This window comes from Labrenzia sp. 011 (genome assembly GCF_003075075.1).
Taxonomy (GTDB): Bacteria; Pseudomonadota; Alphaproteobacteria; order Rhizobiales; family Stappiaceae; genus Roseibium.
Map to the genome: position 1 here is coordinate 114,261 of NZ_QCYM01000001.1, position 22,377 is coordinate 136,637.

Genomic DNA, 22,377 nt, shown 5'->3' on the forward strand with positions numbered 1-22,377 from the left:
TTTGGCTCCTTGACGAAGACCAGCTCGCCGCGGCAGGCGAATTCGAGACAGGGAAATGTCTTTTTTCAATGGGTTGAAACATCTTCTCGCATTCTGCCGGCCTGGGTGATTGCAACCGTCAGGCCTTGCGGCTACATCATGATGTCATGACACTTTCCGGCACGCCTCCCATGATTTCAGATCGCTTCACACTGGCTGTTGCTCAGCTCAACCCGACCGTCGGTGACGTTGATGGCAATGCGGATCTCGTGCGCGAGGCGCGTTCCCGGGCGGCTGCGGACGGCGCCGACCTGGTGCTGACCTCCGAACTCATCCTTGCCGGCTATCTGCCCGAGGATCTGGTGCTGAAGCCGGCCTTCGTCCGCCGCTGCATGGACGCGGCGAAGGCGCTGGCGTCGGAGACAGCCGACGGCGGCCCGGCGCTTGTGATCGGCACGCCTTGGAAGGACGATGCCGACGGCAAGGTCTATAACGCCGCGCTTCTTCTCGACCGGGGAGAGATCAGGGCGGTACGCTACAAATACGATCTGCCGAACTACAGCGTCTTCGACGAAAAGCGCGTCTTCGCCGCCGGCCCCCTGCCGGGACCGGTCGACTTCCGCGGCGTGCGCATCGGTCTGCCTATCTGCGAGGACATCTGGAACGATGAAGTCTGCGAGTGCCTGGAGGAAACCGGTGCGGAACTGCTGCTGGTTCCCAACGGATCGCCTTACTGGGAAAACCGCGCCGAGGAACGCCTGCAGGTGGTCGTCGCCCGGGTCGTGCAGACCGGGCTGCCGCTGATCTACTGCAATCAGCTTGGCGGTCAGGACGAGCTTGTGTTCGATGGCGGCTCTTTCGCCCTTCACGGCGACCGGTCGCTGGCCTTCCAGATGCCGCAGTTCGAATCCGCCCTGACAGTCACCGACTGGGTGCGTGCAGGGGAGACCTGGGTCTGCGAGAACGGCGTTACCCGGTCCCTGCCGGATCTTGACGAGGCGAACTGGCGGGCCTGTGTGCTCGGTCTGGGCGACTACGTGAAAAAGAACGGCTTTCCGGGCGTGGTTCTCGGACTGTCGGGCGGGATCGATTCCGCGATCTGCGCGGCCATGGCGGTCGATGCGCTGGGAGCCGACAAGGTTCACGCGATCATGCTGCCCTACCGCTATACCTCGGAAGAAAGCATCAAGGACGCAGCCGCCTGCGCGTCCGCCCTCGGCATCCGCTACGACACGGTTCCCATATCCGAACCGGTCGAGGGATTCCGCAGTGTCCTGAGCGATCTCTTCAAGGGCACGGAAGAGGACACGACCGAAGAAAACCTGCAGTCGCGCACGCGGGGCGTGATCCTGATGGCGGTCTCCAACAAGTTCGGCTGGATGGTCCTGACCACCGGCAACAAGTCGGAAATGTCGGTCGGTTATGCAACGCTCTATGGCGACATGAATGGCGGCTACAATCCGATCAAGGATCTTTACAAGACCCAAGTCTATCATCTGGCGGCCTGGCGCAACGCCAACCGGCCGCAAGGCCTGCTGGGGCCGTCCGGAGAGGTGATCCCGGCCAATATCATCACCAAGGTTCCGACTGCGGAACTGCGGGAAAATCAGACCGACCAGGACTCCCTTCCGCCCTATGACATTCTGGACGATATCCTCAAGTGTCTTGTCGAGGAGGAAATGTCCGTCGGCGAGATCGAAAAGCGCGGCCATGACCGGACGTTGATCCACAGGATCGAGCATCTTCTGTATATTGCCGAATACAAGCGCCGGCAGGCGCCTCCCGGCGTCAAGATCACCGACCGGAATTTCGGCAAGGACCGCCGCTATCCCATTACCAACCGGTTCCGTGACCGTTCCTGACACGGCCTGAATACCCTTTGCACATCTCCCGCGCGCAAGACGCGGGCCGGATGTCCGGACATCTTCAGATCGATCGGTTCTGGCACGGTCGCCGATCCGGTTTCCCGCCTTCGAGGCCTCCGGCAACAGCGGTCTGCACGGGCGGAGCTGCAATCTTCCGGGTGGTGACCGGTTCCTCCGGGGGCGTTACTGTGTTCCGGCGCGGGGTACTGTTGCCGGGCGGACTGTTGAAAGGCGTGTTCTGAGCGGATGTCCTATTTGAAATTCCTGCGCGAGAATGCGCGCTGGCTGTCGGCCAGCTATCTGCTCGCGATGTTTTCCGGCGTCGGCCAGACGTTTTTCATCTCGCTTTCCACGGGCGAGCTGCGGCTTGAGTTCGGTCTCAGTCACGGCGACCTGGGGCTGCTCTACATGCTGGCGACACTCGGCAGTGCGCTGACGCTGCCTTATGTCGGCAAGAGCGTCGACCACTTTCCCGTGCGCACGGTGGCCGCCGTGGTGATCAGCGCCCTGGCCCTGTTCAGTTTCTCCATGGCGGCATCCTTTTCCGTCTGGATGATCGCCTTGTCCTATTACGGGTTGCGTCTGTGCGGGCAGGGCATGATGACCCATACTGCGGTCACGGCCGCCGGGCGCTGGTTTTCCGCCCAGCGGGGCAGGGCGGTGTCCATTGCCCTTCTGGGGCTGCCCACCGCCGAGGCGCTGTTTCCGCTGTGTTTCGTGACCCTCGCGGGCATCTTCGGCTGGCGCGGGGCGTGGACGGTCGCCGCGCTGGTTCTGCTTCTGGCGGCACTCCCGGTGCTCATGGTCCTGCTTTCCAGGGACAGGGTGCCAAGTGCGACGGACATCGCCTCCGTCAAGGCCGAGGGCCGGCAATGGACCCGCGGCGAAGTGCTTCGCGACCCGCGCTTCTGGCTGGTCTCCTGCGGCATCAACGCACCGGCCTTCATCGCCACGGCGATCTTTTTTCATCAGGTCTATCTGGTCAACCTGCGCGGCTGGTCGCTGGAACTGTTTGCCAGTGCCTTTCTCGGGATGGCCGCCGGCGTGGTTTGTGCCTCGCTGGTCATCGGTCCGCTGATCGACCGTTTTTCCGCCCGTCAGCTGCTGCCCTTCACGCTCGTGCCGCTGTCGCTGGCCTGCCTTGTGCTGGCCCAGTACCACGCCCCCTTGTCCGCCTTCATCTTCATGGCTCTCATCGGCATTTCCAACGGCTTCAACAGCACCCTGGTCAGCTCCTTCTGGCCGGAGGCCTACGGAACCCGCCACATGGGCGCCATTCGTGCCAGTGCCTTCTCCATCACCGTCTTCGCCTCCGCTGCCGGTCCCGGACTGGTCGGCTGGCTGATCGACCTGGGCGTGCCGTTCGACACGCAGGTCCGGGCAATGGGCCTCTACTGCCTCGTCTTCTGCGTGGTCCTGACCGTGATGGCCCGGACGTACCGGGAGAGTGGAACAATCTTGAAACCGGAATGAGTTTGGGCTTGCCGTCTGCGCGCTCCCCGGCTAACTGAGGCCGCATGACTGTCATCGTACGTTTCGCGCCGTCGCCGACCGGCCACATTCACATCGGCAACAGCCGTCCGGCCCTTTACAACTGGCTTTTCGCCAGAAAAACGGGCGGACAGTTCATCCTGCGCTTTGACGATACCGATCTGGAGCGCTCCAAACAGGAATATGTCGAGTCGATCGAGCAGGACCTGCGCTGGCTGGGCGTCGAGCCGGACCGGATCGAGCGCCAGTCCGAACGTGTCGCGAGCTATGATGCCGCCGCGCGCAAGCTCAAGGACGCGGGGCTGCTTTATCCCTGTTACGAGACGCCGGACGAACTGGAACGGCGCCGCTCGCGCCAGCGCGCCCTCGGCCGTCCGCCCGTTTACGACCGCACCGGGCTCAGGCTGACGGCGGACGAACGGGCTGCCTTCGAGGCGGAGGGGCGCAAGCCCCATTGGCGCTTCCTGCTTCCCAATCACGACGGCGACCCGTTCGAGACGAAACGCACGGAAGTCTCCTGGGACGACCTTTGCCGGGGCACGCAGGCGGTGGACCTGGCATCGCTTTCCGACCCGGTTCTCATCCGTGCGGACGGCACCAGCCTTTACACCTTCACCTCGATTGTCGACGACATCGACATGGGCGTGACGCATATCATCCGCGGTGAGGACCACGTGTCCAACACGGGTGTCCAGATCGCGATTTTCGAGGCGCTCGGTGCCACGGCACCGGTCTTCGGCCATCATAACCTGCTGACCACGCGGGACGGGGAAGGCCTGTCGAAACGCAAGGGCACCCTGTCGATCGGCTCCCTGCGGGAAGACGGACTGGAAGCCATGGCGGTGGCCTCGCTTGCCGTTCTGACCGGAACGAGCCAGGCTGTCGAGCCTGTCGCGACCATGGATGAACTTGTCGGGAAGTTCGACCTCTCCAGCGTGTCGAGGTCTCCGGCGAAATTCGACCCTGACGAACTGCGGAACCTCAATGCCCGTCTGGTCCACGAACTGCCGTACGACGCGGTGAAGGAGCGGCTGGAAGGCCTCGGGATCGCCGCGGGGGAAGACTTCTGGGAGACGGTCCGCGGCAATTGCCAGACGGCCGCCGATGCCCTCGACTACTGGAAGGTCGTCACCGGTCCGGTGGACAGCCGGATCGAGGAGGAGGACAGGGAATTTGTCGCCGGCGCCAGGGACTTGCTGCCGGAAGGGGAGATTACCCCGGACACCTGGGGCCTGTGGACCGCGGCACTGAAATCGCAGACCGGACGCAAGGGCCGGGGGCTGTTCATGCCGCTGCGGCGCGTCCTGACCGGCATGGATCACGGGCCGGACATGAAAGCCCTGCTCCCCCTTATTGGGCGACGAAATATTCTGGACCGACTACCCTGACGGAAGCCTTGTGACCGGGAGCCGGACGGAAGCCCGGGTCCTCGCTTTTGAACACCGGTGACAGGGGGGAGGCAAGGTCTTCCCCGTTTCCGTTGCCCGCGCGCATGGACAGCAAGGGCAATCCGTTGATGGTACCGGACGGTCCGGCAGGCCGGTCGCGGGTGGCGGACAGGTGTGTCGCTTCCTGGTGCAGCGGCACGGTGACATCGAATCCCTTTTCCAGGTTGATCAGCGTGTCCGGGTCTTCGTGGGGCGGCAACTGACTGCGCTGCAGCGGCGGCCGCGACAGGGGTGAGGGCGTCTGCGCCCTGTCCTCGAAGGTTCCGCCAAGGCTCGGCTGCAGTGTCTTTCTCGGCACTCCGGCGCTGATATCGGAAAAGAAGACCCGGTTGCCGGATTCCGAAGTCAGTTCCGTCCAGTCGGAAGGAGCGCGGGACTGGCGCGTGGGACGGCAGCTGCAGTCCGCGACGAATTCCGACTTGTAGCGATAGGCGAAGGGCTGTTCCGCATAAAGCGAGCCGGCCAGCGAGATCATCTGCGACTGGTCACCGCCCGGGTTGCGGTAGACATAAAGCTCGGTCTGGGCAGCAGGACAGATTTCCGAGCAGCGGGCCTCGTCATAGGCAAACTGGTTCTTGCCGGTCGAAAAGCTGAGCGGAAAGAAATAGCCGTCGCAGGTGCGCACACAAAGGGTGCGGAAGGTGCCGCCGGAGGGAAGACGCAGGCGCGAGGCGGCGTTCTTTTTCCCGGCGCGCACGGCGGCGATTTCCCGGTCTCCGGTTCTGGCGGAGGCAAGGTTTACCTTCGCGCTGGAGCGCGGTTCCGTCCGGGGCTGCGGATTGAACAGGCGCGACAGCAGGGAGCGCGGTTTCGCATCGTTCCCGGCGGCCTGCCGGGAGGCGGCCGGCGCGTTGCAGTTCTTTGCGGCAAGCTGCGCCCTGACCTGTCTCAGCCGTCTTGAATTGCCCGAGGAGCCGCGGCCCGCCTTGGCGATCTGACGGTCGATCGCGGCCAGATTGGCCCTCATGCGTTTGATCTTGCTGTTGAGGCTCTTGCATTTGGGCGTTGCCGCCGCCGCACAGCCGAAATACCCGGCATCGCGCTCTGCCGCCGCAAGGGCCTTTTGCTGCTCACGCCTGGCGGTGGTCCATTTGCTGGCGGCAGGGGAGGATCCGGAGTCCAGCCGCCCCAATTCGGCCTTCAGTGCGGAGCAACTGGCCGCTGCGGCAGTGTTCACGGGCAGCAGGAAGGCCGCGCACACGAGCAGCGCACGCACGAAATCGTCAGACCTGGCGGTACTGCGAAGCCACATACCCTTCCCCTGCAGCGCATGACATTGCGCCGGACCGGCCCGGAGCAGACGGCGTCGCCTTGAACGCCGCATGTTCTGACATTTCGAAATCGACAAACGTCCGGACACCGGTCCGGGTCCGCCTCCGTCGATCCTGACCGTCGGCTTTACTATCGCTGTTGGCTCACCAATAGCAATGAAAGCTCTGACGTTAGGTTAATACCGGAGGCGGTTCTCCGGGGGGCGGTGTTGCGCGGTGGACCGGGGTCGCCGCCTGGGGCAGGGCGGCTTCAGGAGTTCTCGTGAATTCGGTTTGGCGCAACCTTCCTGTGCATTAATTACTCCGGCGGCTGGTCACTTGCGGCGGCCAGGAGACGTTCGAAAATATCGTCCAGCAGGGCTTTCTGCTCCTGCGTGAGGGCGTCCTCCAGCCGTGCGGAATAGGCAAGGGCTTCCGGGATCAGCCCCTCATACATGGCACAGCCCCGGGGGCTGAGCTTGAGCAGCTGTTCGCGCTGGTCGTCCGGGTTCCTGCCGCGCACGATCAGCCCGCGCTGTTCCAGCGCCGCCACGGCGCGGCTCACCTTTGTCTTGTGCATGGCGGTCGACCGGCTGATGTCGCGCGCCGTCATGGCGTGGTGCTCTCCGAGGGTGGCGACCACCCGCCATTCCGGAACTCCGATGCCGTATTTGCCGGCATAGATCTTTGAAAAGGATCGGCTGACCGTCTCGGCCAGGTGGTTGAGCCGGTAGGGCAGGAAGCGATTGAGCTTCAGAACCGTCCGGGTTTCGTCCTCGCCGGGGGACGGATCAATGGGGGGAAGGGAGTCTTCGGACATGGACTGGAGGCTGCCTCGGAATTTTCATTTTGCACTGTCATACCGGACGCTTGTCAGGGGCGGCAGAAAAAGTTGTCGTCTGCCGGTCATGATCGGATGCCGGCAAGTATAACCAACTGATAAAATCGCGAAAGACAACCTTGGGTTCTACGATGACCGGGAGGTAAGGCAAGCAAGAACGGCGGAGAGCTTGACGGTATATAGTCGAAAAGCTGCGAGATGAGTGGACCTATCTGTTGATAAGAAAGGACTAGTTAACGAATTGGGGAATGAAAGTTTGCGAATCAGCGATGGAAACTGAGACGCTGCAGTCAACAGAAAAAGGCGTTTGTCCGCATGCAAAAAGATCAGGCAGACCGCCAGCCGGCAAGGAAAGCGAGGCCGCAATGGTAGACAACACGAACAAGTCCGGCATCGCTCCGGGCGAAAACGAGCGGTTCGAAAAACTCGCGCCCGGCTGTTATGCCTATAGCGCCGACGGGTGCTCCAGCACCGGCGTTGTCATCGGCGAAAAGGGCGTTCTGGTGGTGGGCGCTCAGGCGACGCCCGAACGGGCGAAAAAGGTTCTCCTGAAAATCAGGGATGTCACCGACAAGCCCGTCAAGCAGGTTGTTCTGACCCATTTTCACGCAGACGGCTGCCTCGGCGCTCCGGCTTTCGAGCCGGGAGAGATTGTCGCCTCCGATCTGACCCGGCGGATGCTGGACACCCGCGGCAGGGATGAGATCCGCGTTTCCAGGGAACGCCTGCCTGCCCTTTTCGAGGGGCTGGCGGAAGACACCGGCATCGTCGGACCGACGATGACCATCGCGTCCTCCATGACGATCGACCTTGGCGGACTGGATGTGCGGCTGATGCATCTCGGCCGGGGACACACGATGGGCGACCTCGTGGTCTGGGTGCCGGAACGGGCGGTGCTGTTCGCGGGCGATCTGGTTCAGACGTCCGCAGTGCCCTTTTGCGGCGATGCGCATCTGGCCGACTGGCCGCGCGCCCTCGACCGGATCTCCGCCTTCCGGCCCAGTGCACTCATGCCTGGTTGCGGCCGTGCGGCAATCGGTGCTGCCGCCGTCACGGCGGCCATCGAGACGACCCGGGATTTCGTCACGACCCTGCAGGACGCCGCCAATGCCTGCGTCGCCCAGAGCCTCGGCCTGAAGGATACCTTCCTGGCCGTGCAGGATGCGCTGGCGCCGCAATTCGGTGCCATGACCGGTTTCGAGATGAATTTGCCCCTGAATGTCGCCAGGGCCTATGACGAAGGACTGGGACTGGATCAGCCCCAGATCTGGACACGGGAACGCCTGGCGGATCTGGAAGATGCCCTCGGGGAGACCCCGTCAGGCAGCGGGGCCGAGGAGCCGGCCGAAGAGGCTGCACCGGAGCAGGGCGAAGCCGCTCAGAGCGACAGTGAGCTTGTCGCCGAGAGTGAATTTGCCGCCTCCCTGGAACAGGCCGGTGAAGCGGGCGATCGGGATCCGGTCAGCGAAGATAGTGCCGATGCGGACGAAACCGCGCAGCCCGGGGCGACGCAAGACACTGCGGGCGGGGATGACGCCGCAAAGGTTCTGGAAAACGCCCGCTGACAATCTGCTGGCCTTTCTTTACGCAGAAGCGGGATCTGCGCACGGTTGCGGCGCATGTCCCGGTCTTGCGGAAGTCTTTCGCGATCCTGCGGTCAGGGACTTCGGACGGGACCTATTGACGACGGTCCCGACAACCCCACATGTCAGTCGTTTCACACCCGGAGGTTCCAATGCGTTTCCTGACCGCAACCGTTCTTGCTCTTGCCCTGTGCGTTCAGGGGGCAGGGGCCTCCCGTGCCGCAGACGAGCCGGATCTGATCTTCAAGAAATCAACGGTCTGGAAATTCCTGACACCGGACCACAAGCTGGCAACCTACGCGATCGACGATCCGATTGTCGAAGGCGTCGCCTGCCATTTCACGGTTCCCGAAAAGGGCGGTGTTTCCGGCTGGCTTGGAGTTGCCGAGGAAGTCTCCGACGTTTCGCTGGCCTGCCGTCAGGTGGGGCCGGTCACCATCAAGGAGCCGTTCGAACAGGGCGAGGAAATGTTCCGGCAGCGCCGGTCCTTCGTATTCAAGAAGATGCGGATTGTGCGGGGCTGCGACGTCGAGCGCAACGTGCTCGTCTATCTGGTCTATTCCGACAAGCTGATCGAAGGCAGTCCGAAGAACTCGACCTCGACCGTTCCGCTGATGCCCTGGGGCGATCAGATGCCGCCGAAGTGCGGTGATTTCCTGACAGACTGACGCGGAAGCAGCATACGGCGCCGCAAGCGGATCACTCCGCCTCGAGGCTTTCCAGATGACTGGCCACCGGCAGGTCGGCTCCGGCGCAGAAATGCTTGTAGAGCATTGCCATGATGTCTTTTACCGGTTCGCTGGCAAGTCTGTAGTAGATGGTGGTGCCTTCCCGGCGGGTGGTCACCAGCCCCTGGGCGCGCAGGAGCGCAAGCTGCTGGGAGACCGTCGGCATGCGCAATCCCGTCTTCTCCGCCAGTTCCCCGACACTGCGCTCTTCTTCCAGAACGAGGCACATCAGCAGAAGGCGCGGAGCGGACGCCATCATTTTCAGGAACTCCGCGGCGGCTTCCGCCTTCTCTTCAAGTAGGTCATAGTCCATGAAGCAACCTTGCCAAACATGCCGGAGAACTGCAAGCAGGAGCACCTGTTCCTGCCCTGGAGCACGCCGCGATCGGACAATGGCGGAAACGATGCGCCAACGCTGATAGACGATCCGCTTTTCCGCTCGCGCAATCCTGTGCATCAGGGAGGAAAAGCCAATCTGACGTTGCTTTTATATCCGGCTTGCGGCCGTGACAATGATGTTTCCGTTGCCGCAGCCCGTTCCGGACAGCAGGCACATGCTTTTCTGCTGCATTTCCTGGCCGAATGCCTTGGTGCCGTCGGTGATCGCGATGATGGCGGCAAACGGGCCACCCAGCACGATGGTAAGGAAGATGAGGACAAAAAGGCGGTTCAACATGGTCGTCTCCTGGCGGCAATCCGTTTCGATTGCCCGGAGATTACCGGCGCTGCCTTGAACTCCTGCTGAGTGGCACGTTCAGCTTGCGTTCAGTTATCTAAACAAAACTGAAACTCTATGATAATCAACAAGTTGCTGCCCTTAAAGGTTCTGCGTCATGGCGGTCCGCAGTGCATCCAGCAGGACTTTGTCACGCCCGTAGATGTCCTTTCTGAAGTGGGTGGAACCATCCTTGTTCATCCAGGCGGTCAGATAGGTCAGGTGAACCTCGATGAGGGTCTGCGGCTTGACGACCTTCCGCTCTCCGCCGTCGCGGACCTGTTCCCAGTGACCGGGCGTTGAACTGACTTCCTGCAGCAGGACATCGGCAAGAGCGAAGGGATCCGAAACCCTTATGCAGCCGTGGCTGAAGGCGCGTTCGGAGCGCGAGAACAGGGTTTTCGACGGCGTGTCGTGAATATAGATGTTGAACTTGTTGGGGAACATGAACTTGACGCGCCCGAGCGCGTTTCCATCCCCCGGATCCTGGCGAAGCCGGAAGGGAAAATTGCCGCCCGAGTAGCTGTTCCAGGCAACCTGCGTGGCCGGAACTTCCCTTTCATTCTCGAATATCCGGATATTCTGCGCGCTCAGGGCCGAGGGATTTTTCTTCAGCTTGGGAAGATATTCCTTTGTCGCGATGGAATAGGGCACATTCCAGTAGGGGTTGATCTCCACATATTCCAGGCGGTCGGAAAAGACCGGTGTGGCGTGATAGGGCTTGCCGACGACGACCCGAACCGTATGGATGGTATTGCCGCCGCGCACGACCTTCAGGTTCTGGTCCGCGAGATTGACGAAGACGTAGAAGTCTCCCAGGTCATCCCGCATCCAGCGCCGCCGTTCCATGTTCAGCTCCATCTGGATGAGCTTTTCCTGGATCGGGATGTTGATGCGCGCCAGCGTGTTCTTGCCGATGACACCGTCCATCTCCAGACCGTGATAGTCCTGAAAGGTCTTCACCGCCTCGACCAGTGCGCCGTCATAGATATCGCCCGTATGATCGCCGGCGCCCGGTATATCCTCTTCCATCAGGCGGGTCCGCAGCACGGCAACGCGCGGATCGCTCATGCCCGGCTTGAGCACTTCACCTTCCGGGACAGGTGTGAACCCGCCCTCCGCGGCCTTTTTCCGGAATTGGGCAAGCCGTCGCTTCAGCCGGGCGTAATTGTCGGACTGCGGCGGGAGAGTTTCCAGAAACGCGCTGAAATCGACAGCATTTTCCGCCGTTTCGAATAGGACTTCCGGCTCCGGCCGGTCCGGGAAGAGGTTCAGCGCCTTGTTGACCTTGTTGGGCTGGATGCGGCCGGAGGACAGGTGGGTGGCGTAGCGCAGGAACTGGACGGAAAGCTGCAGGTCGAACGCGGCCCATTCATCCGGGGTGCGGGCGGTTTCCGACAGATGAACGAGGTCCAGCGGACCGTAATTGTTGGGATTGAGCGCATGGTCGTTGGCCGCGGCCATTGCCGCGATCGCCAGATGCGCCTTCTCGCTGATGCCGTTTTCATCGAACCAGACAGGGGCGAAGGCTCTCTTCTGGTAGTGGAGCGCCAGCCCCTCAGGAATGTCGTCGGAGAGGGTGGCCTGAATGGCCAGTGCAATCGGTGTCGCCGGTTCACCGACGGCCGGTGGCTGGCTCGTCTCGGTTCCGGAGGTCTCGGGTGCGGCGGACTGAGCCTGCGCCGGACCGGCGGACAGGGCCGGAGCGAGTGCCAGACCAAGCGAGAGCAGGAAAACGGCAGAAATAGAACGGAATGAATTAATGCATTTCACGGGAAAAGCCCCCTTTGATTCCCAATCGGCAAAGAGTAGTCGAAGTCGTGCGAAGCGCAAACGTCACGACGCCGGTTTCGGCAATTGTCGACAATTGCGGCCTTGACCGCATTCCGTCTTCCGGTCCATAAAGCGCCCATGATGACGGCCACACGGAACATCATTTCGATCACCATTATTTGCAGCTAGCGACACCGCTGGCTGTGGCCGCTCCCTCATGGCAAGATTTCCCCTGAGACGGACCGCCCGGCCAGCCGGCCAGGAGACCGTTTGACATGAGCGCCGCTGAGACCGGACCAACCGGCACTTTCAAGGGCTTGAAGCTCACCAACACATTGACGCGCCGCAAGGAAGACTTTCGGGCGATCAACGATGAAAACGTGCGTCTTTATGTCTGCGGGCCGACTGTCTACGACTTCGCCCATATCGGCAACGCCCGGCCCGTGATCGTGTTCGATGTCCTGTTCCGCCTGCTGCGGCATCTCTATGGCGCTGATCATGTCACCTATGTGCGCAACATCACCGACGTTGACGACAAGATCAACGCGAGAGCCCTCAGGGACTATCCCGATCTGCCGCTGAACGAGGCCATCGCGAAGGTCACGAAGAAAACCGCGGACCAGTTCCACAAGGACATCGCCGCGCTCGCCATTCTGGAACCGACCTTCGAGCCGCGCGCGACCGGACATATCCCCGGCATGATCGCCATGATCGAGGTGCTGGTCGAAAAGGGACATGCCTATGTCGCTGGCGGGGAAGTGCTCTTCGACACCGCTTCCATGCCCGATTACGGCCGGCTTTCCAAACGCAAGCTGGACGAACAGAAGGCCGGCGCCCGTATCGCCGTCGATGCGCACAAGAGAAATCCGGGCGATTTCGTGCTGTGGAAACTGTCTTCCGGTGACGAGCCGGGCTGGGAGAGCCCCTGGGGCCGCGGGCGTCCCGGCTGGCACATCGAATGCTCGGTCATGAGCGAATATCATCTGGGCAAGGTGTTCGACATCCACGGGGGCGGGCTGGATCTGATCTTCCCGCATCATGAAAACGAGATCGCCCAGTCCTGTTGCGCCCATGGCACGAAAACCATGGCCAACTACTGGCTCCACAACGGCTTTCTGCAGGTCGAAGGCAGGAAGATGTCCAAATCGGAGGGCAACTTCCTCACCATCCAGGAACTTCTGGAGACGGAAAACTTTGGCGGCAGGAAGTGGCCCGGCGAAGTGCTGCGGCTCGCCATGCTGATGACCAACTATCGCGAGCCGATCGATTTTTCGGTGCGCAAGCTGGAAGAAGCGGAGAATCTTCTGGCCAAATGGCCGGACCCGGTGGCAACCCGGACCGACCCCGCGCCTGAAGTCGTCGAGGCGCTTTGCGACGACCTGAACACCTCGGCCGCCATCCAGGCCCTGCACGCCCTGGCGGTCGAGGCGGCAAGGGACCCGGAAAAGCTGCCGACCTATTCCGCGTCGGCGGCGCTGCTCGGCCTGTCGCCTGTCAAGGCCGACCTGACGGGTATTGATCCGGCAGCCGTCGAGGCCTCGGTCGAGGCCCGTCTGGCAGCGCTCCGGGACAAGAACTGGGCCGAAGCGGACCGCATCCGCGATGAATTGACATCTCAGGGAATTCTCCTAAAGGATTCAAAAGACTCCGAAACCGGCGAACGGGTGACAACCTGGGAGGTCAAGAGGTGAGGGTCGGTCTGGCGCACATGCAGCAGCCCCCCTGTCCTTTGCGGGGACATCTCGGCCGGACACCTGCCGCGAGGAAAATTTCTGATGGCGAGTGACGCAAAAGATCTTGCCGGCGGCTGCCAGTGCGGTGCCGTGCGCTACCGGGTGACGGGGGAGGTCGGCTACCCGCATCTGTGTCATTGCCGCATGTGCCAGAAGGCATCGGGGAATTTCTTTCTGCCGCTGATCGGCGCGGCGAAAGAAGATTTTCAATGGACCCGCGGAGAACCGTCCTGGTTCCATTCCTCGAAACCGGTCCGGCGCGGGTTTTGCGGGAATTGCGGCACGCCGCTCACCTTCGAGACGGTGGGAGACGACCATATCGCCTTCACCCACGGCAGCCTTGACGATGTTGCGGCCGTGACCCCGGTTGAACAGTCCGGGGTTGAGGGGCGGGTGCCGTTCTATGGCGATTTGTTCACTCTGAGCGAAACCCGCTCCAATCGGGACGACCTGCCGGGTGGTATCGGGGATGTGGCGGCGACGAACCGGCAACATCCCGACCATGAGACCGAAAGCTGGAGCTGCGAAGCGACATGAGTGACGTTCACACGGGCGGGTGCCAATGCGGTGCCATCCGGTTCAGGGTTTCAGGGCCACTCGGCAAGGCGTCGATCTGCCATTGCCGCATGTGCCAGAAGGCGTTCGGCGGCTTTTACGCGCCCCTGGTCGGCGTAGCGAACGAGGCGGACCTCGTCTGGACGAGGGCCGAGCCAAAGCGGTTTCACAGCTCCAACGTGGTTGCTCGCGGCTTCTGCCCGGAGTGCGGGACACCGCTTACGTATGAAGCGCCGGATGGAGTTGCGCTCGCGATTGGGGCTTTTGACGATCCGAGCGCGATTTCTCCGGTCATCCAGTACGGCGTGGAGGGCAAGCTTCCCTATGCCGACCACATGGCCGACATTCCGGCGCGCACAACTGAAGACGACTTCGGGACGCTGGCCTTTCTGGCTTCAATCGTCTCGAACCAGCATCCCGACCACGACACGGACACCTGGCCGCCGGTTCAGCCCGGCGAAACGGACAACGGATAACGGATAACAAGACAAAAAGGACCGGTTGCGTTGCGCTTTTGCGGTGATGCAGCCCGGCTCGGGCAGGAAACGCCAATGACCAAGGAACGTCTCTATCTATTCGACACGACCCTGCGCGATGGCGCGCAGACGAGCGGTGTCGATTTTTCGGTCAACGAGAAGATCGTGGTGGCCGGCCTTCTGGAACGCCTCGGGGTGGATTACGTCGAGGGCGGCTATCCCGGCGCCAACCCGACCGACACGGAATTCTTCAGCAGGAAGCGTACGGAAAACGCGCTTTTCACCGCCTTCGGCATGACAAAGCGGGCAGGGCGGTCCGCCGCCAATGATCCGGGTCTCCAGGAGATCCTGTCCAGCAGCTCCGATGCATGCTGTTTTGTCGCCAAGGCGTGGGACTACCATGTGCGGGTGGCGCTGGGCTGCAGCAACGAGGAAAATCTGGAGTCCATCGCGGACACGGTGTCCGCGGCCGTTGCCGCAGGCAAGGAGGCGATGATCGACTGCGAGCATTTCTTCGACGGCTACAAGGCAAATCCGGACTATGCCCTCGACTGCGCACGCGCCGCCTATCAGGCCGGTGCCCGTTGGGTCGTGCTGTGCGACACCAATGGCGGCACCTTGCCGGACGAGATCTTCGATATCGTTACACGGGTTCAGGACGTCGTGCCCGGCTCGCATCTCGGAATTCACACCCATGATGACACCGGTCATGCGGTGGCCAACGCTCTGGTGGCCGTAGATGCCGGGGTCCGCCAGATACAGGGCACGCTGAACGGACTGGGCGAGCGCTGCGGCAACGCCAATCTGATCACGCTGATCCCGACGCTCAAGCTGAAAGCCGCTTTCGCGGACCGCTTCGAGATCGCAGTCAGTGACGACCAGCTCAGGGACATCACCGCGATCTCCCATGCGTTCGACGAAGTGCTGAACCGGTCTCCGGACAGGCAGGCGCCCTATGTCGGCGAAACCGCTTTTGCCACCAAGGCCGGAATTCATGCGTCCGCCATCCTGAAGGATCCGCAGACCTATGAGCATGTCACGCCGGAAAGCGTCGGCAACCAGCGCCGCGTTCTGGTGTCCGATCAGGCCGGCAAGAGCAATCTGATCGGAGAGCTTGCCCGGGTGGGGATCAAGGTCGACAAGGCCGATCCCCGGCTGGACCGTCTTCTGGGAAAGGTCAAGGAACGCGAGGCGGAAGGCTATGCCTATGAAGCTGCCGATGCCTCCTTCGAACTGCTCGCCCGCCGCGAACTCGGCGATGTGCCCCGGTTCTTCGAAGTCAACGCCTTCCGCGTGATGGTGGAGCGCCGGTTCAATGCCATCGGCGATCTTGTCACTGTTTCGGAAGCCGTGGTGAAAGTCGAAATCGACGGGGAGACCCGGATGTCGGTGGCTGAAGGAAACGGTCCGGTCAATGCGCTTGATATGGCCTTGCGCAAGGACCTGGGAAAATATCAGTCCGCCATTGAGGGCCTGGAACTGGTCGACTACAAGGTTCGCATCCTCAATGGCGGAACGGGCGCGGTCACACGGGTCCTCATCGAAAGCCACGACACGAAAACCCGCCGCCGGTGGTTCACGATCGGCGTCTCCTCCAATATCGTCGATGCCTCCTTCCAGGCTCTGACGGATTCCATCACATTCGCGCTGATGAAGGCGAACGTCGCTTGACGAAGGTCGCGAAAGCAGCTTCCTGCCAGTCCGCACCAGGGCTGCAGACCCACCGATATTCGATCCATCGCACCGCCTCACGCGACATTGCGTGCGGGCCGGGCGATCGGGAAAAGGAACTTCCATGTCGCAGACGGTGCCCTACACCGACGCGCAGGCCGAATTGCGTCAAGGTCTCCTGTTCGGCCTCGCGGCCTACGGCATGTGGGGCTTTTTTCCGCTCTACTACAAGCTGACCGAAACCGTTCCGGCCGATATCGTCGTCTCCCACCGCATATTGTGGTCGGTGCTGTTTGTCGGGCTGTATCTCTATCTTCGCGGCCGCTGGCCGGAGGTTCAGGAGGTTTTCCGACAGCCGAAGGTGCTCATGGGCCTGAGCGTCTCGGCCAGTCTCATCGCCGTGAACTGGCTGGTGTTCGTCTGGGCGATTTCCAACAGACAGGTGCTTGATGTCTCCCTCGGCTATTTCATCAATCCGCTGGTGAGCATCCTGGTCGGGCTTCTGGTGCTGCACGAAAAACTCTCGCGCGGGCAGTGGATCGCGGTTGGCATCGCGGTGCTGGCGGTGGTCCTGCAGGCTGTTCTGGCCGGGGGACTGCCGTGGATCTCCCTCGTTCTGGCGTTTTCCTTCGCCGGATATGGCTATGTCCGCAAGGTCACGCCGGTGAAGGCGACGCCCGGCCTGTTTGTGGAAACGCTGCTGCTGTTTCCGCTGGCCGCTGCCTATGTGCTGCTGCAGCTGAGCTGGGGCGTGGATGCCCTCGTCCTCAACGACCTGCCTGTGCTGGCGGCCCTGGCCGGAACCGGCATCGTCACGGCGCTGCCGCTGATCTGCTTTTCCTCGGCGGCCCGGCGGGTGCCGCTCTTCATGCTCGGACTGATGCAGTATCTCGCACCGTCCATGCATTTCCTGATGGCGGTCTATCTGTGGGGAGAGCCGCTGGACGAGACCAGGTTGATGGGCTTTGCCTTGATCTGGGCCGCACTGGCCGTCTTCACCTATGACGGCTGGCGGCGGTACCGGAACAGCCGGAAGATCGTGACCTAGGGGTTCACATCTTGGAGAGCGTTTCACGCTCAAGCGCAGTCATGGAGTCGGGAAGACGCCCGGGGCCGCGATTGCATCGCAAATGCACCCGGGCAAATTCCTGAAGCCAATTCAACGCGACAGGTTTTACAGATCCGAAACCGAGACGAATTCGGACGCGATTTCCTCAGGGTCCCCTGACAGTGACCGGCGCAGCATCGGCAGGATGTCGTCGATCCGATTGGCAACCAGATAGGGGACTTCGCTGTCGGGCCGGATATAGCCCTGCGCCCGCATGTGATCGAAAAGTTTCAGCAGCGGCGACCAGAAACCGTTGATATTGGCAAGTGCCACCGGCTTGCGGTGCTGACCCAGTTGCGCCCAGGTCATCATCTCCACGGCTTCCTCGAGCGTTCCGATGCCGCCGGGCAGTGCGATGAAGGCATCCGACTTCTGGAACATCAGATGCTTCCGCTCGTGCATGTCCTTGGTGACGATCAGATCCTCAAGGGAATCCAGCATCACTTCCCGCTTCTCCAGGAAACGCGGGATGATCCCTGTGACGGTGCCTCCCGATTCCAGGGCGGAATTGGCGACCGTCCCCATCAGTCCGACGGAGCCGCCGCCATAGACCAGGCGCAACCCCGCTTCGGCAATGAGTTGTCCGAGCCGGGTTGCGGCTGCCTCGTGCGAGGGATCCGAGCCGAAGCTGGAGCCGCAATACACACACACGCTTGTAAGCTGATTTCTTGAGACCGTATTCATGACTCAAAGATGTGGCATCGTGCCGGGTGGATCGTCAAGCATTCTGTTTGCAGGCCTCTGGTCTTCAAGCAGGATTTCTTGCCGCGCCTCTAAAAGGCGGTTATGCATGACAGCTGATGGAATTATGCGACAGCGTCCGATACCGCGTCGTGCTGAAGGGGACAGTTTCAGAAAAGCACCGGAGAATGCCTTCGCTTTTCTGATGGGATGAGCAATGAACAAGCAGACACTGATCCGGGGATTGATCATAGCGGTGCCGGCCGCGGCAGTGGCGATTACGGCATATATCTATAACGAGACCGGGCATCTGCCGTTCCAGAAACCCGCGGAGACCGTTTCCGCGCCTGCCGGAACCGGTGCTTCCGAGCGGGATCAGGCCGCCGTCGAGGACACGCAGTCCCCCGCAGATCAGGTCGCGGAGACAACCTCGGCGGAACCGGACGGGCAGGCTGCCGACACGGCCGCCCTGAAAGGGCCGAGCTTCGATGTGGTCGGTGTCGAACCCACCGGCGAGACCGTCGTGGCCGGACGCTCCGTCGCTGGCGCGATCGTCGCCCTGACCGCCAATGGAGAGGTGGTCGGCAAGAGCATCGCCAACCAAGCGGGAGAATGGACCATCATTCTCGACGAACCGCTGAAACCCGGTGACTATGACGTCGGACTGGAAGTCCATGACGAAAAGGGCGTTACGCTCTCGCAATCCGAGCAGCGTGTGGCGGTGTCCGTTCCGGAAGGCGGAAACGAGCAGCCTCTTGTTGTCCTCAATTCGCCGGAAGGCCCGTCCGACATCCTGCAGAAACCGGATGCCGGACAGGATGTGGCCCGGGCCGGGGACGCTCCCGACGCGGAAGATCCGGCTGCCGCAAAAGATGAAACTGCAAAGGAAGAGAGCGTGGCCGTGGCCCCGGCAGAGCCGGAAACAGCGGGAGCAGACGGCTCCGAGTCCGTGATCGCCTCCTCCGGGACTGCCGCCGGAGAAACGGAACCCGCAGCAGATGGCAAGGCGGGGGCCGGGACGAAGCCAGCCGCGCAGACTTCTGCCGATGCGCCGCAGCAGGTGGCAGCGGCTCCTGAGACCACGGATGCGCCGGCCGCTTCCAAGAGCGCACTTGAGACCGCCGGCAGCAACGCCGTCCAGGCCCCTGCAGCAGGCGCGGAAGCGGGATCAGCCGGCAATACCGGTCCGGCGGCGCCGACCGTGACGGTCGAAGCGGTCGAATCGGAAAAGGACAAGGTTTACGTCGCCGGCACGGGTGAGCCCGGATCCTCCGTTCGCGTCTATGTGGGCGAGGATTTTCAGGGAGAGGCGAAGGTCGATTCCGGCGGCAAGTGGCTTGTGCAGGGCACGAAGAACGTTGCCGAAGGCAATGTGGAGGTGCGTGCGGACCTGATCGCCGAGGACGGCAACTCTGTGGATGCACGCGCCGCCGTGACCTTTGAAAAGGAACAGGACAAACAGATCGTCCTGACCAAGGTTGTTGCGACCGGTGCCAGCGGTGCCGGCGAAGGGCAGGGGGCCGAGGTTCGCAAGTCCCTGCCGGTGGTCATCATCCGCAAGGGCGACAATCTGTGGCGGATTTCCCGCCGTCTTTATGGCGACGGCGTTCGCTACACCACCATTTACCAGGCCAACCAGGACCAGATCCGCAATCCGGACCTCATTTATCCCGGACAGGTCTTCCTGACGCCTGAAGGTGACCTGAACTGGCCGCAGGCACCGGCCGACAACGGCTGACGCCGGGCCGGAACGCTCCCTACAAGGGACGGGATGCCGCAGCCGGCGTCCCGTCTTTTTTGTCGGCCCCCTTGTTTTCAGGGCGATCCATCGCATATCACCGATAAGACAATTCGGGTTTCCTGTCCGCGCCTTGCGGACGGCGGGATGCCCTGTCCGACCCTGACAACCTGTCGACCGATGCCCTGTGTGCCCGGAAAACAGGAGAGCTTCGCGGGAGCCGAGAAATGAGCGGGACGGGATTGCCGTCGGAAAACGGATGCGCGGCGTCGAAGGAGCAAATGTCGAATTGCGAGGAGCTCGCCGCCATCTTCCGTGCGCTGGGCCATCCGGCGCGTCTTGCGATCGTCAGACAGCTTGCCCGGCAGGCCGGTGCCTGTTGCGGGGAGATCGTCAATCACCTGCCGCTGGCCCAGTCGACCGTTTCCCAGCACCTGCAGGTGCTCAAGGATGCAGGTCTTCTGTCCTGCGACACCCGTGGGCGCAATTGCCACTACCTGCTGAACCGGGAAAAGCTGCGTCAGGCGGAGCAAAGCGCCAACGAGTTCTGGGCCCGTCTCGATACAGATGACCCTTCCGGTCCTCCGGGGGAACAACCGGCTCTCAACAGCGAATAACGATGAAATACAGGCTGCTGCGGCAGTCCGGAGAATTCTTGTGACAGACCCATCAGCCACCTCGCCGCGAAAGCCAACTGACGCGGCAACAGGCAGCCAACCCCGACAGGCTTCGATCAAGGCGGTCAGCGCCGACGAAGGCAGCACGCTGACAACGCTTACCAATCTGTGGCCCTATATCTGGCCCTCGGAACGTCCCGATCTGAAGAAACGGGTTCTGCTGGCCATCTTCGCGCTGGTGATCGCGAAATTCGTCACCGTGCTCTCGCCGTATTTCTTCGCCTGGGCGACCGATGCGCTGACGGGAGAAGGAACGCCGGATCTGCCGGCCTTCCTCGTTGCACCGGTCATGCTTGTCCTGGCCTATAATGCCGCCCGGGTGCTCGCGGTGGCTTTCAACCAGCTGCGAGACGCGCTGTTTGCCCGGGTCGGGCAGCACGCCGTGCGTCAGCTCGCCTTCCTGACCTTTCGGCACCTGCACGAACTGTCCCTGCGCTTTCACCTTGCCAGGCGGACAGGGGGGCTCAGCCGGGTCATCGAGCGTGGCGTCAAGGGCATCGAATCCATCGTCCGCTTCACGATCCTGAACGGCATTCCGACGATTCTGGAATTCGCCCTCATGGCTGCGGTGATCTGGTACCAGTTCGGCTTCTTCTACGTCGTCATCGTTGCGGTAATGATCGTTGCCTATGTCTGGTTCACGATCAAATGTTCGAACTGGCGGATCGAAATCCGGCGCGAGATGAACGACAGCGACACCGATGCCAACTCCAAGGCCATCGACAGCCTGCTGAATTTCGAGACCGTCAAATATTTCGGCAACGAGAAGATGGAGGCCGAGCGTTTCGATGCCTCCATGGCGAAATACGAAAGCGCGGCGACCAAGACCTGGACCTCCCTGGCCTGGCTCAACCTCGGTCAGTCGGTGATCCTCGGCTTCGGCATGGCCGCCTGCATGGGGCTGTCGGCATTGGCCGTACTGGCCGGAGAGCAGGATATCGGCGACTTCGTGCTGATCAACGCGCTGCTGATGCAGATTTCCATTCCGCTGAATTTCATTGGCTTCCTCTACCGGGAAATCCGCCAGGGGCTCGCGGACATGGAATCCATGTTCGATCTTCTGCTGGTGCCCACGGAAATCCGTGACAAGCCGGACGCAAAGCCGCTCAGGACCGTGGAAGGCACGATCACCTTCAGGAATGTCCGCTTTCACTACGATCCCGACCGGCCGATCCTCAAGGGGATCGACTTCGAAGTGCCTGCCGGCAGGACCATCGCCATTGTCGGACCTTCCGGCGCGGGCAAGTCGACCATCTCGCGTCTCCTGTTCCGCTTCTATGACGTGACTGGGGGATCGGTGGAGATCGACGGGCAGGATGTGCGCGACGTCACGCAGGAGAGCGTGCGCCACGCCATCGGCATGGTGCCGCAGGACACGGTGCTCTTCAACGACACCATTGCCTACAACATCCGCTATGGCCGCCCGGATGCAAGCGACGAGGAGGTCCGCGATGCGGCCCGCATGGCGCAGATCCATGACTTCATCGAAAAGCTGCCCAAGGGGTATGAGTCGGAAGTGGGGGAACGCGGCCTGAAACTGTCCGGCGGAGAGAAACAGCGGGTGGCGATTGCCCGTACGATCCTGAAATCGCCGCCGATCCTGATTCTCGACGAGGCCACATCCGCGCTCGATACCCATACGGAGCGGGAAATCCAGTCCGCCCTCGACGAGGTTTCCCAGAACCGCACGACACTGGTCATTGCCCACCGGTTGTCGACGGTTGTCAATGCGGACCAGATCATCGTGCTGGAAGCCGGCGAGATCGCCGAGCGGGGAACCCATACGGAACTGCTGGACAGCGGCGGTCTTTATGCATCCATGTGGGCACGCCAGCGCGAGGCGGACGAAGCCGAGGAACGTCTGCGGGCAGCGCGCGAAAACGACGAACTCGGGGTCGTCACCCGTGGCCAGCCGGCGGACTATCTCCCGGCGAAATAGGAGCCGGGAGTGGACAGGATGTCATCGCGCGGCGTTCAGGCCGCGCGATCCGTCTCTTGGCCGGTTCATCCCGCCGCAACACACCACTTTCGTCGGTTTCCCGGTCTCCGGACCTGGCCGTCCGGA

At 62.1% G+C, this 22,377-nt stretch carries 19 protein-coding genes; 14 read left to right on the top strand and 5 right to left on the bottom strand.

Annotation, left to right across the window (positions count from 1 at the left end):
* The first annotated feature begins 170 nt into the window (after positions 1–170).
* From DCO57_RS00550 to gltX, 3 genes are all read left to right on the top strand, one after another.
* The gene (locus tag DCO57_RS00550) at positions 171–1,841 is read left to right on the top strand and encodes an NAD+ synthase (protein ID WP_116697307.1); all 1,671 of its coding nucleotides are present in this window, start codon (positions 171–173) and stop codon (positions 1,839–1,841) included.
* Positions 1,842–2,090: 249 nt separating this feature from the next.
* Positions 2,091–3,317 (top strand): MFS transporter, encoded by a 1,227-nt coding sequence (locus DCO57_RS00555; protein WP_116696913.1) that lies wholly within the window; start codon positions 2,091–2,093, stop codon positions 3,315–3,317.
* A 44-nt stretch (positions 3,318–3,361) separates the two neighbouring features.
* A complete protein-coding gene (gene gltX, locus DCO57_RS00560; RefSeq protein WP_116696914.1) occupies positions 3,362–4,723 on the top strand; it encodes a glutamate--tRNA ligase in 1,362 nt (453 codons plus the stop codon).
* Here gltX and DCO57_RS00565 read toward each other — a convergent pair.
* Together DCO57_RS00565 and DCO57_RS00570 are read right to left on the bottom strand one after the other, a co-directional pair.
* Positions 4,686–6,035, bottom strand: coding sequence for a DUF2865 domain-containing protein (locus DCO57_RS00565; protein ID WP_116696915.1), 1,350 nt, complete (start codon positions 6,033–6,035; stop codon positions 4,686–4,688). The genes gltX and DCO57_RS00565 overlap by 38 nt on opposite strands.
* A 317-nt stretch (positions 6,036–6,352) precedes the next feature.
* Positions 6,353–6,853: a MarR family winged helix-turn-helix transcriptional regulator gene (locus DCO57_RS00570; RefSeq protein ID WP_116696916.1), complete on the bottom strand. Its 501-nt coding sequence runs from the start codon at positions 6,851–6,853 to the stop codon at positions 6,353–6,355.
* A gap of 386 nt (positions 6,854–7,239) precedes the next feature.
* On the opposite strand from DCO57_RS00570, the gene DCO57_RS00575 reads away from it, so the two are divergent.
* Positions 7,240–8,439, top strand: a complete 1,200-nt coding sequence (locus DCO57_RS00575; protein ID WP_116696917.1) for an MBL fold metallo-hydrolase — start codon at positions 7,240–7,242, stop codon at positions 8,437–8,439.
* 170 nt (positions 8,440–8,609) lie between these two features.
* Positions 8,610–9,125: a CreA family protein gene (locus tag DCO57_RS00580; RefSeq protein WP_116696918.1), complete on the top strand. Its 516-nt coding sequence runs from the start codon at positions 8,610–8,612 to the stop codon at positions 9,123–9,125.
* A gap of 31 nt (positions 9,126–9,156) precedes the next feature.
* Here the strand turns inward: DCO57_RS00580 and DCO57_RS00585 are convergent, their stop codons facing one another.
* Positions 9,157–9,498 (bottom strand): metalloregulator ArsR/SmtB family transcription factor, encoded by a 342-nt coding sequence (locus DCO57_RS00585; RefSeq protein WP_116697308.1) that lies wholly within the window; start codon positions 9,496–9,498, stop codon positions 9,157–9,159.
* 9 nt (positions 9,499–9,507) lie between these two features.
* Between DCO57_RS00585 and DCO57_RS23440 the strand changes: the two genes are divergently transcribed.
* On the top strand, positions 9,508–9,930 hold the full coding sequence (locus tag DCO57_RS23440; RefSeq protein WP_165814591.1) for a hypothetical protein: 423 nt from the start codon (positions 9,508–9,510) through the stop codon (positions 9,928–9,930).
* A 72-nt stretch (positions 9,931–10,002) separates the two neighbouring features.
* Here the strand turns inward: DCO57_RS23440 and DCO57_RS00595 are convergent, their stop codons facing one another.
* Entirely contained in the window at positions 10,003–11,673 is a 1,671-nt protein-coding gene (locus tag DCO57_RS00595) for a L,D-transpeptidase family protein (RefSeq protein ID WP_208977711.1), read from the bottom strand.
* A gap of 275 nt (positions 11,674–11,948) precedes the next feature.
* Here DCO57_RS00595 and cysS point away from each other — a divergent pair, with 275 nt between their 5' ends.
* The 5 genes from cysS (at position 11,949) to rarD (ending at position 17,156) form a co-directional block, all read left to right on the top strand.
* Entirely contained in the window at positions 11,949–13,364 is a 1,416-nt protein-coding gene (gene cysS / locus DCO57_RS00605; RefSeq protein ID WP_116696921.1) for a cysteine--tRNA ligase, read from the top strand.
* Positions 13,365–13,448: 84 nt separating this feature from the next.
* A complete protein-coding gene (locus DCO57_RS00610; protein WP_116696922.1) occupies positions 13,449–13,943 on the top strand; it encodes a GFA family protein in 495 nt (164 codons plus the stop codon).
* On the top strand, positions 13,940–14,437 hold the full coding sequence (locus DCO57_RS00615) for a GFA family protein (RefSeq protein ID WP_116696923.1): 498 nt from the start codon (positions 13,940–13,942) through the stop codon (positions 14,435–14,437). Before DCO57_RS00610 ends, DCO57_RS00615 begins: the two co-directional genes overlap by 4 nt.
* A 75-nt stretch (positions 14,438–14,512) precedes the next feature.
* Positions 14,513–16,108 carry a citramalate synthase gene (cimA, locus tag DCO57_RS00620; protein ID WP_116696924.1) on the top strand — a complete coding sequence of 532 codons (1,596 nt, stop codon included), beginning with the start codon at positions 14,513–14,515 and terminating at the stop codon, positions 16,106–16,108.
* 124 nt (positions 16,109–16,232) lie between these two features.
* The gene (gene rarD / locus DCO57_RS00625) at positions 16,233–17,156 is read left to right on the top strand and encodes an EamA family transporter RarD (RefSeq protein ID WP_116696925.1); all 924 of its coding nucleotides are present in this window, start codon (positions 16,233–16,235) and stop codon (positions 17,154–17,156) included.
* A gap of 126 nt (positions 17,157–17,282) precedes the next feature.
* Here the strand turns inward: rarD and DCO57_RS00630 are convergent, their stop codons facing one another.
* Complete coding sequence (locus tag DCO57_RS00630) at positions 17,283–17,900, bottom strand: TIGR00730 family Rossman fold protein (protein WP_116696926.1); 618 nt, start codon at positions 17,898–17,900, stop codon at positions 17,283–17,285.
* A 214-nt stretch (positions 17,901–18,114) separates the two neighbouring features.
* On the opposite strand from DCO57_RS00630, the gene DCO57_RS00635 reads away from it, so the two are divergent.
* The 3 genes from DCO57_RS00635 (at position 18,115) to DCO57_RS00645 (ending at position 22,251) form a co-directional block, all read left to right on the top strand.
* Positions 18,115–19,635, top strand: coding sequence for a LysM peptidoglycan-binding domain-containing protein (locus DCO57_RS00635; protein WP_116696927.1), 1,521 nt, complete (start codon positions 18,115–18,117; stop codon positions 19,633–19,635).
* A 227-nt stretch (positions 19,636–19,862) separates the two neighbouring features.
* The gene (locus DCO57_RS00640; protein ID WP_205756044.1) at positions 19,863–20,252 is read left to right on the top strand and encodes a metalloregulator ArsR/SmtB family transcription factor; all 390 of its coding nucleotides are present in this window, start codon (positions 19,863–19,865) and stop codon (positions 20,250–20,252) included.
* A gap of 115 nt (positions 20,253–20,367) precedes the next feature.
* Positions 20,368–22,251, top strand: coding sequence for an ABC transporter ATP-binding protein/permease (locus DCO57_RS00645; protein WP_244287864.1), 1,884 nt, complete (start codon positions 20,368–20,370; stop codon positions 22,249–22,251).
* Positions 22,252–22,377: the final 126 nt, after the last annotated feature.

Excerpts from the sequence above, each read along its gene's own strand:
- DCO57_RS00550 (WP_116697307.1), top strand. The coding sequence starts at position 171 with ATGATTTCAGATCGCTTCACACTGGCTGTTGCTCAGCTCAACCCGACC.
- DCO57_RS00555 (WP_116696913.1), top strand. The coding sequence starts at position 2,091 with ATGTCCTATTTGAAATTCCTGCGCGAGAATGCGCGCTGGCTGTCGGCC.
- gltX (WP_116696914.1), top strand. The coding sequence starts at position 3,362 with ATGACTGTCATCGTACGTTTCGCGCCGTCGCCGACCGGCCACATTCAC.
- DCO57_RS00565 (WP_116696915.1), bottom strand. The coding sequence starts at position 6,035 with ATGTGGCTTCGCAGTACCGCCAGGTCTGACGATTTCGTGCGTGCGCTG.
- DCO57_RS00570 (WP_116696916.1), bottom strand. The coding sequence starts at position 6,853 with ATGTCCGAAGACTCCCTTCCCCCCATTGATCCGTCCCCCGGCGAGGAC.
- DCO57_RS00575 (WP_116696917.1), top strand. The coding sequence starts at position 7,240 with ATGGTAGACAACACGAACAAGTCCGGCATCGCTCCGGGCGAAAACGAG.
- DCO57_RS00580 (WP_116696918.1), top strand. The coding sequence starts at position 8,610 with ATGCGTTTCCTGACCGCAACCGTTCTTGCTCTTGCCCTGTGCGTTCAG.
- DCO57_RS00585 (WP_116697308.1), bottom strand. The coding sequence starts at position 9,498 with ATGGACTATGACCTACTTGAAGAGAAGGCGGAAGCCGCCGCGGAGTTC.
- cysS (WP_116696921.1), top strand. The coding sequence starts at position 11,949 with ATGAGCGCCGCTGAGACCGGACCAACCGGCACTTTCAAGGGCTTGAAG.
- DCO57_RS00610 (WP_116696922.1), top strand. The coding sequence starts at position 13,449 with ATGGCGAGTGACGCAAAAGATCTTGCCGGCGGCTGCCAGTGCGGTGCC.
- DCO57_RS00615 (WP_116696923.1), top strand. The coding sequence starts at position 13,940 with ATGAGTGACGTTCACACGGGCGGGTGCCAATGCGGTGCCATCCGGTTC.
- cimA (WP_116696924.1), top strand. The coding sequence starts at position 14,513 with ATGACCAAGGAACGTCTCTATCTATTCGACACGACCCTGCGCGATGGC.
- rarD (WP_116696925.1), top strand. The coding sequence starts at position 16,233 with ATGTCGCAGACGGTGCCCTACACCGACGCGCAGGCCGAATTGCGTCAA.
- DCO57_RS00630 (WP_116696926.1), bottom strand. The coding sequence starts at position 17,900 with ATGAATACGGTCTCAAGAAATCAGCTTACAAGCGTGTGTGTGTATTGC.
- DCO57_RS00635 (WP_116696927.1), top strand. The coding sequence starts at position 18,115 with ATGAACAAGCAGACACTGATCCGGGGATTGATCATAGCGGTGCCGGCC.
- DCO57_RS00640 (WP_205756044.1), top strand. The coding sequence starts at position 19,863 with ATGAGCGGGACGGGATTGCCGTCGGAAAACGGATGCGCGGCGTCGAAG.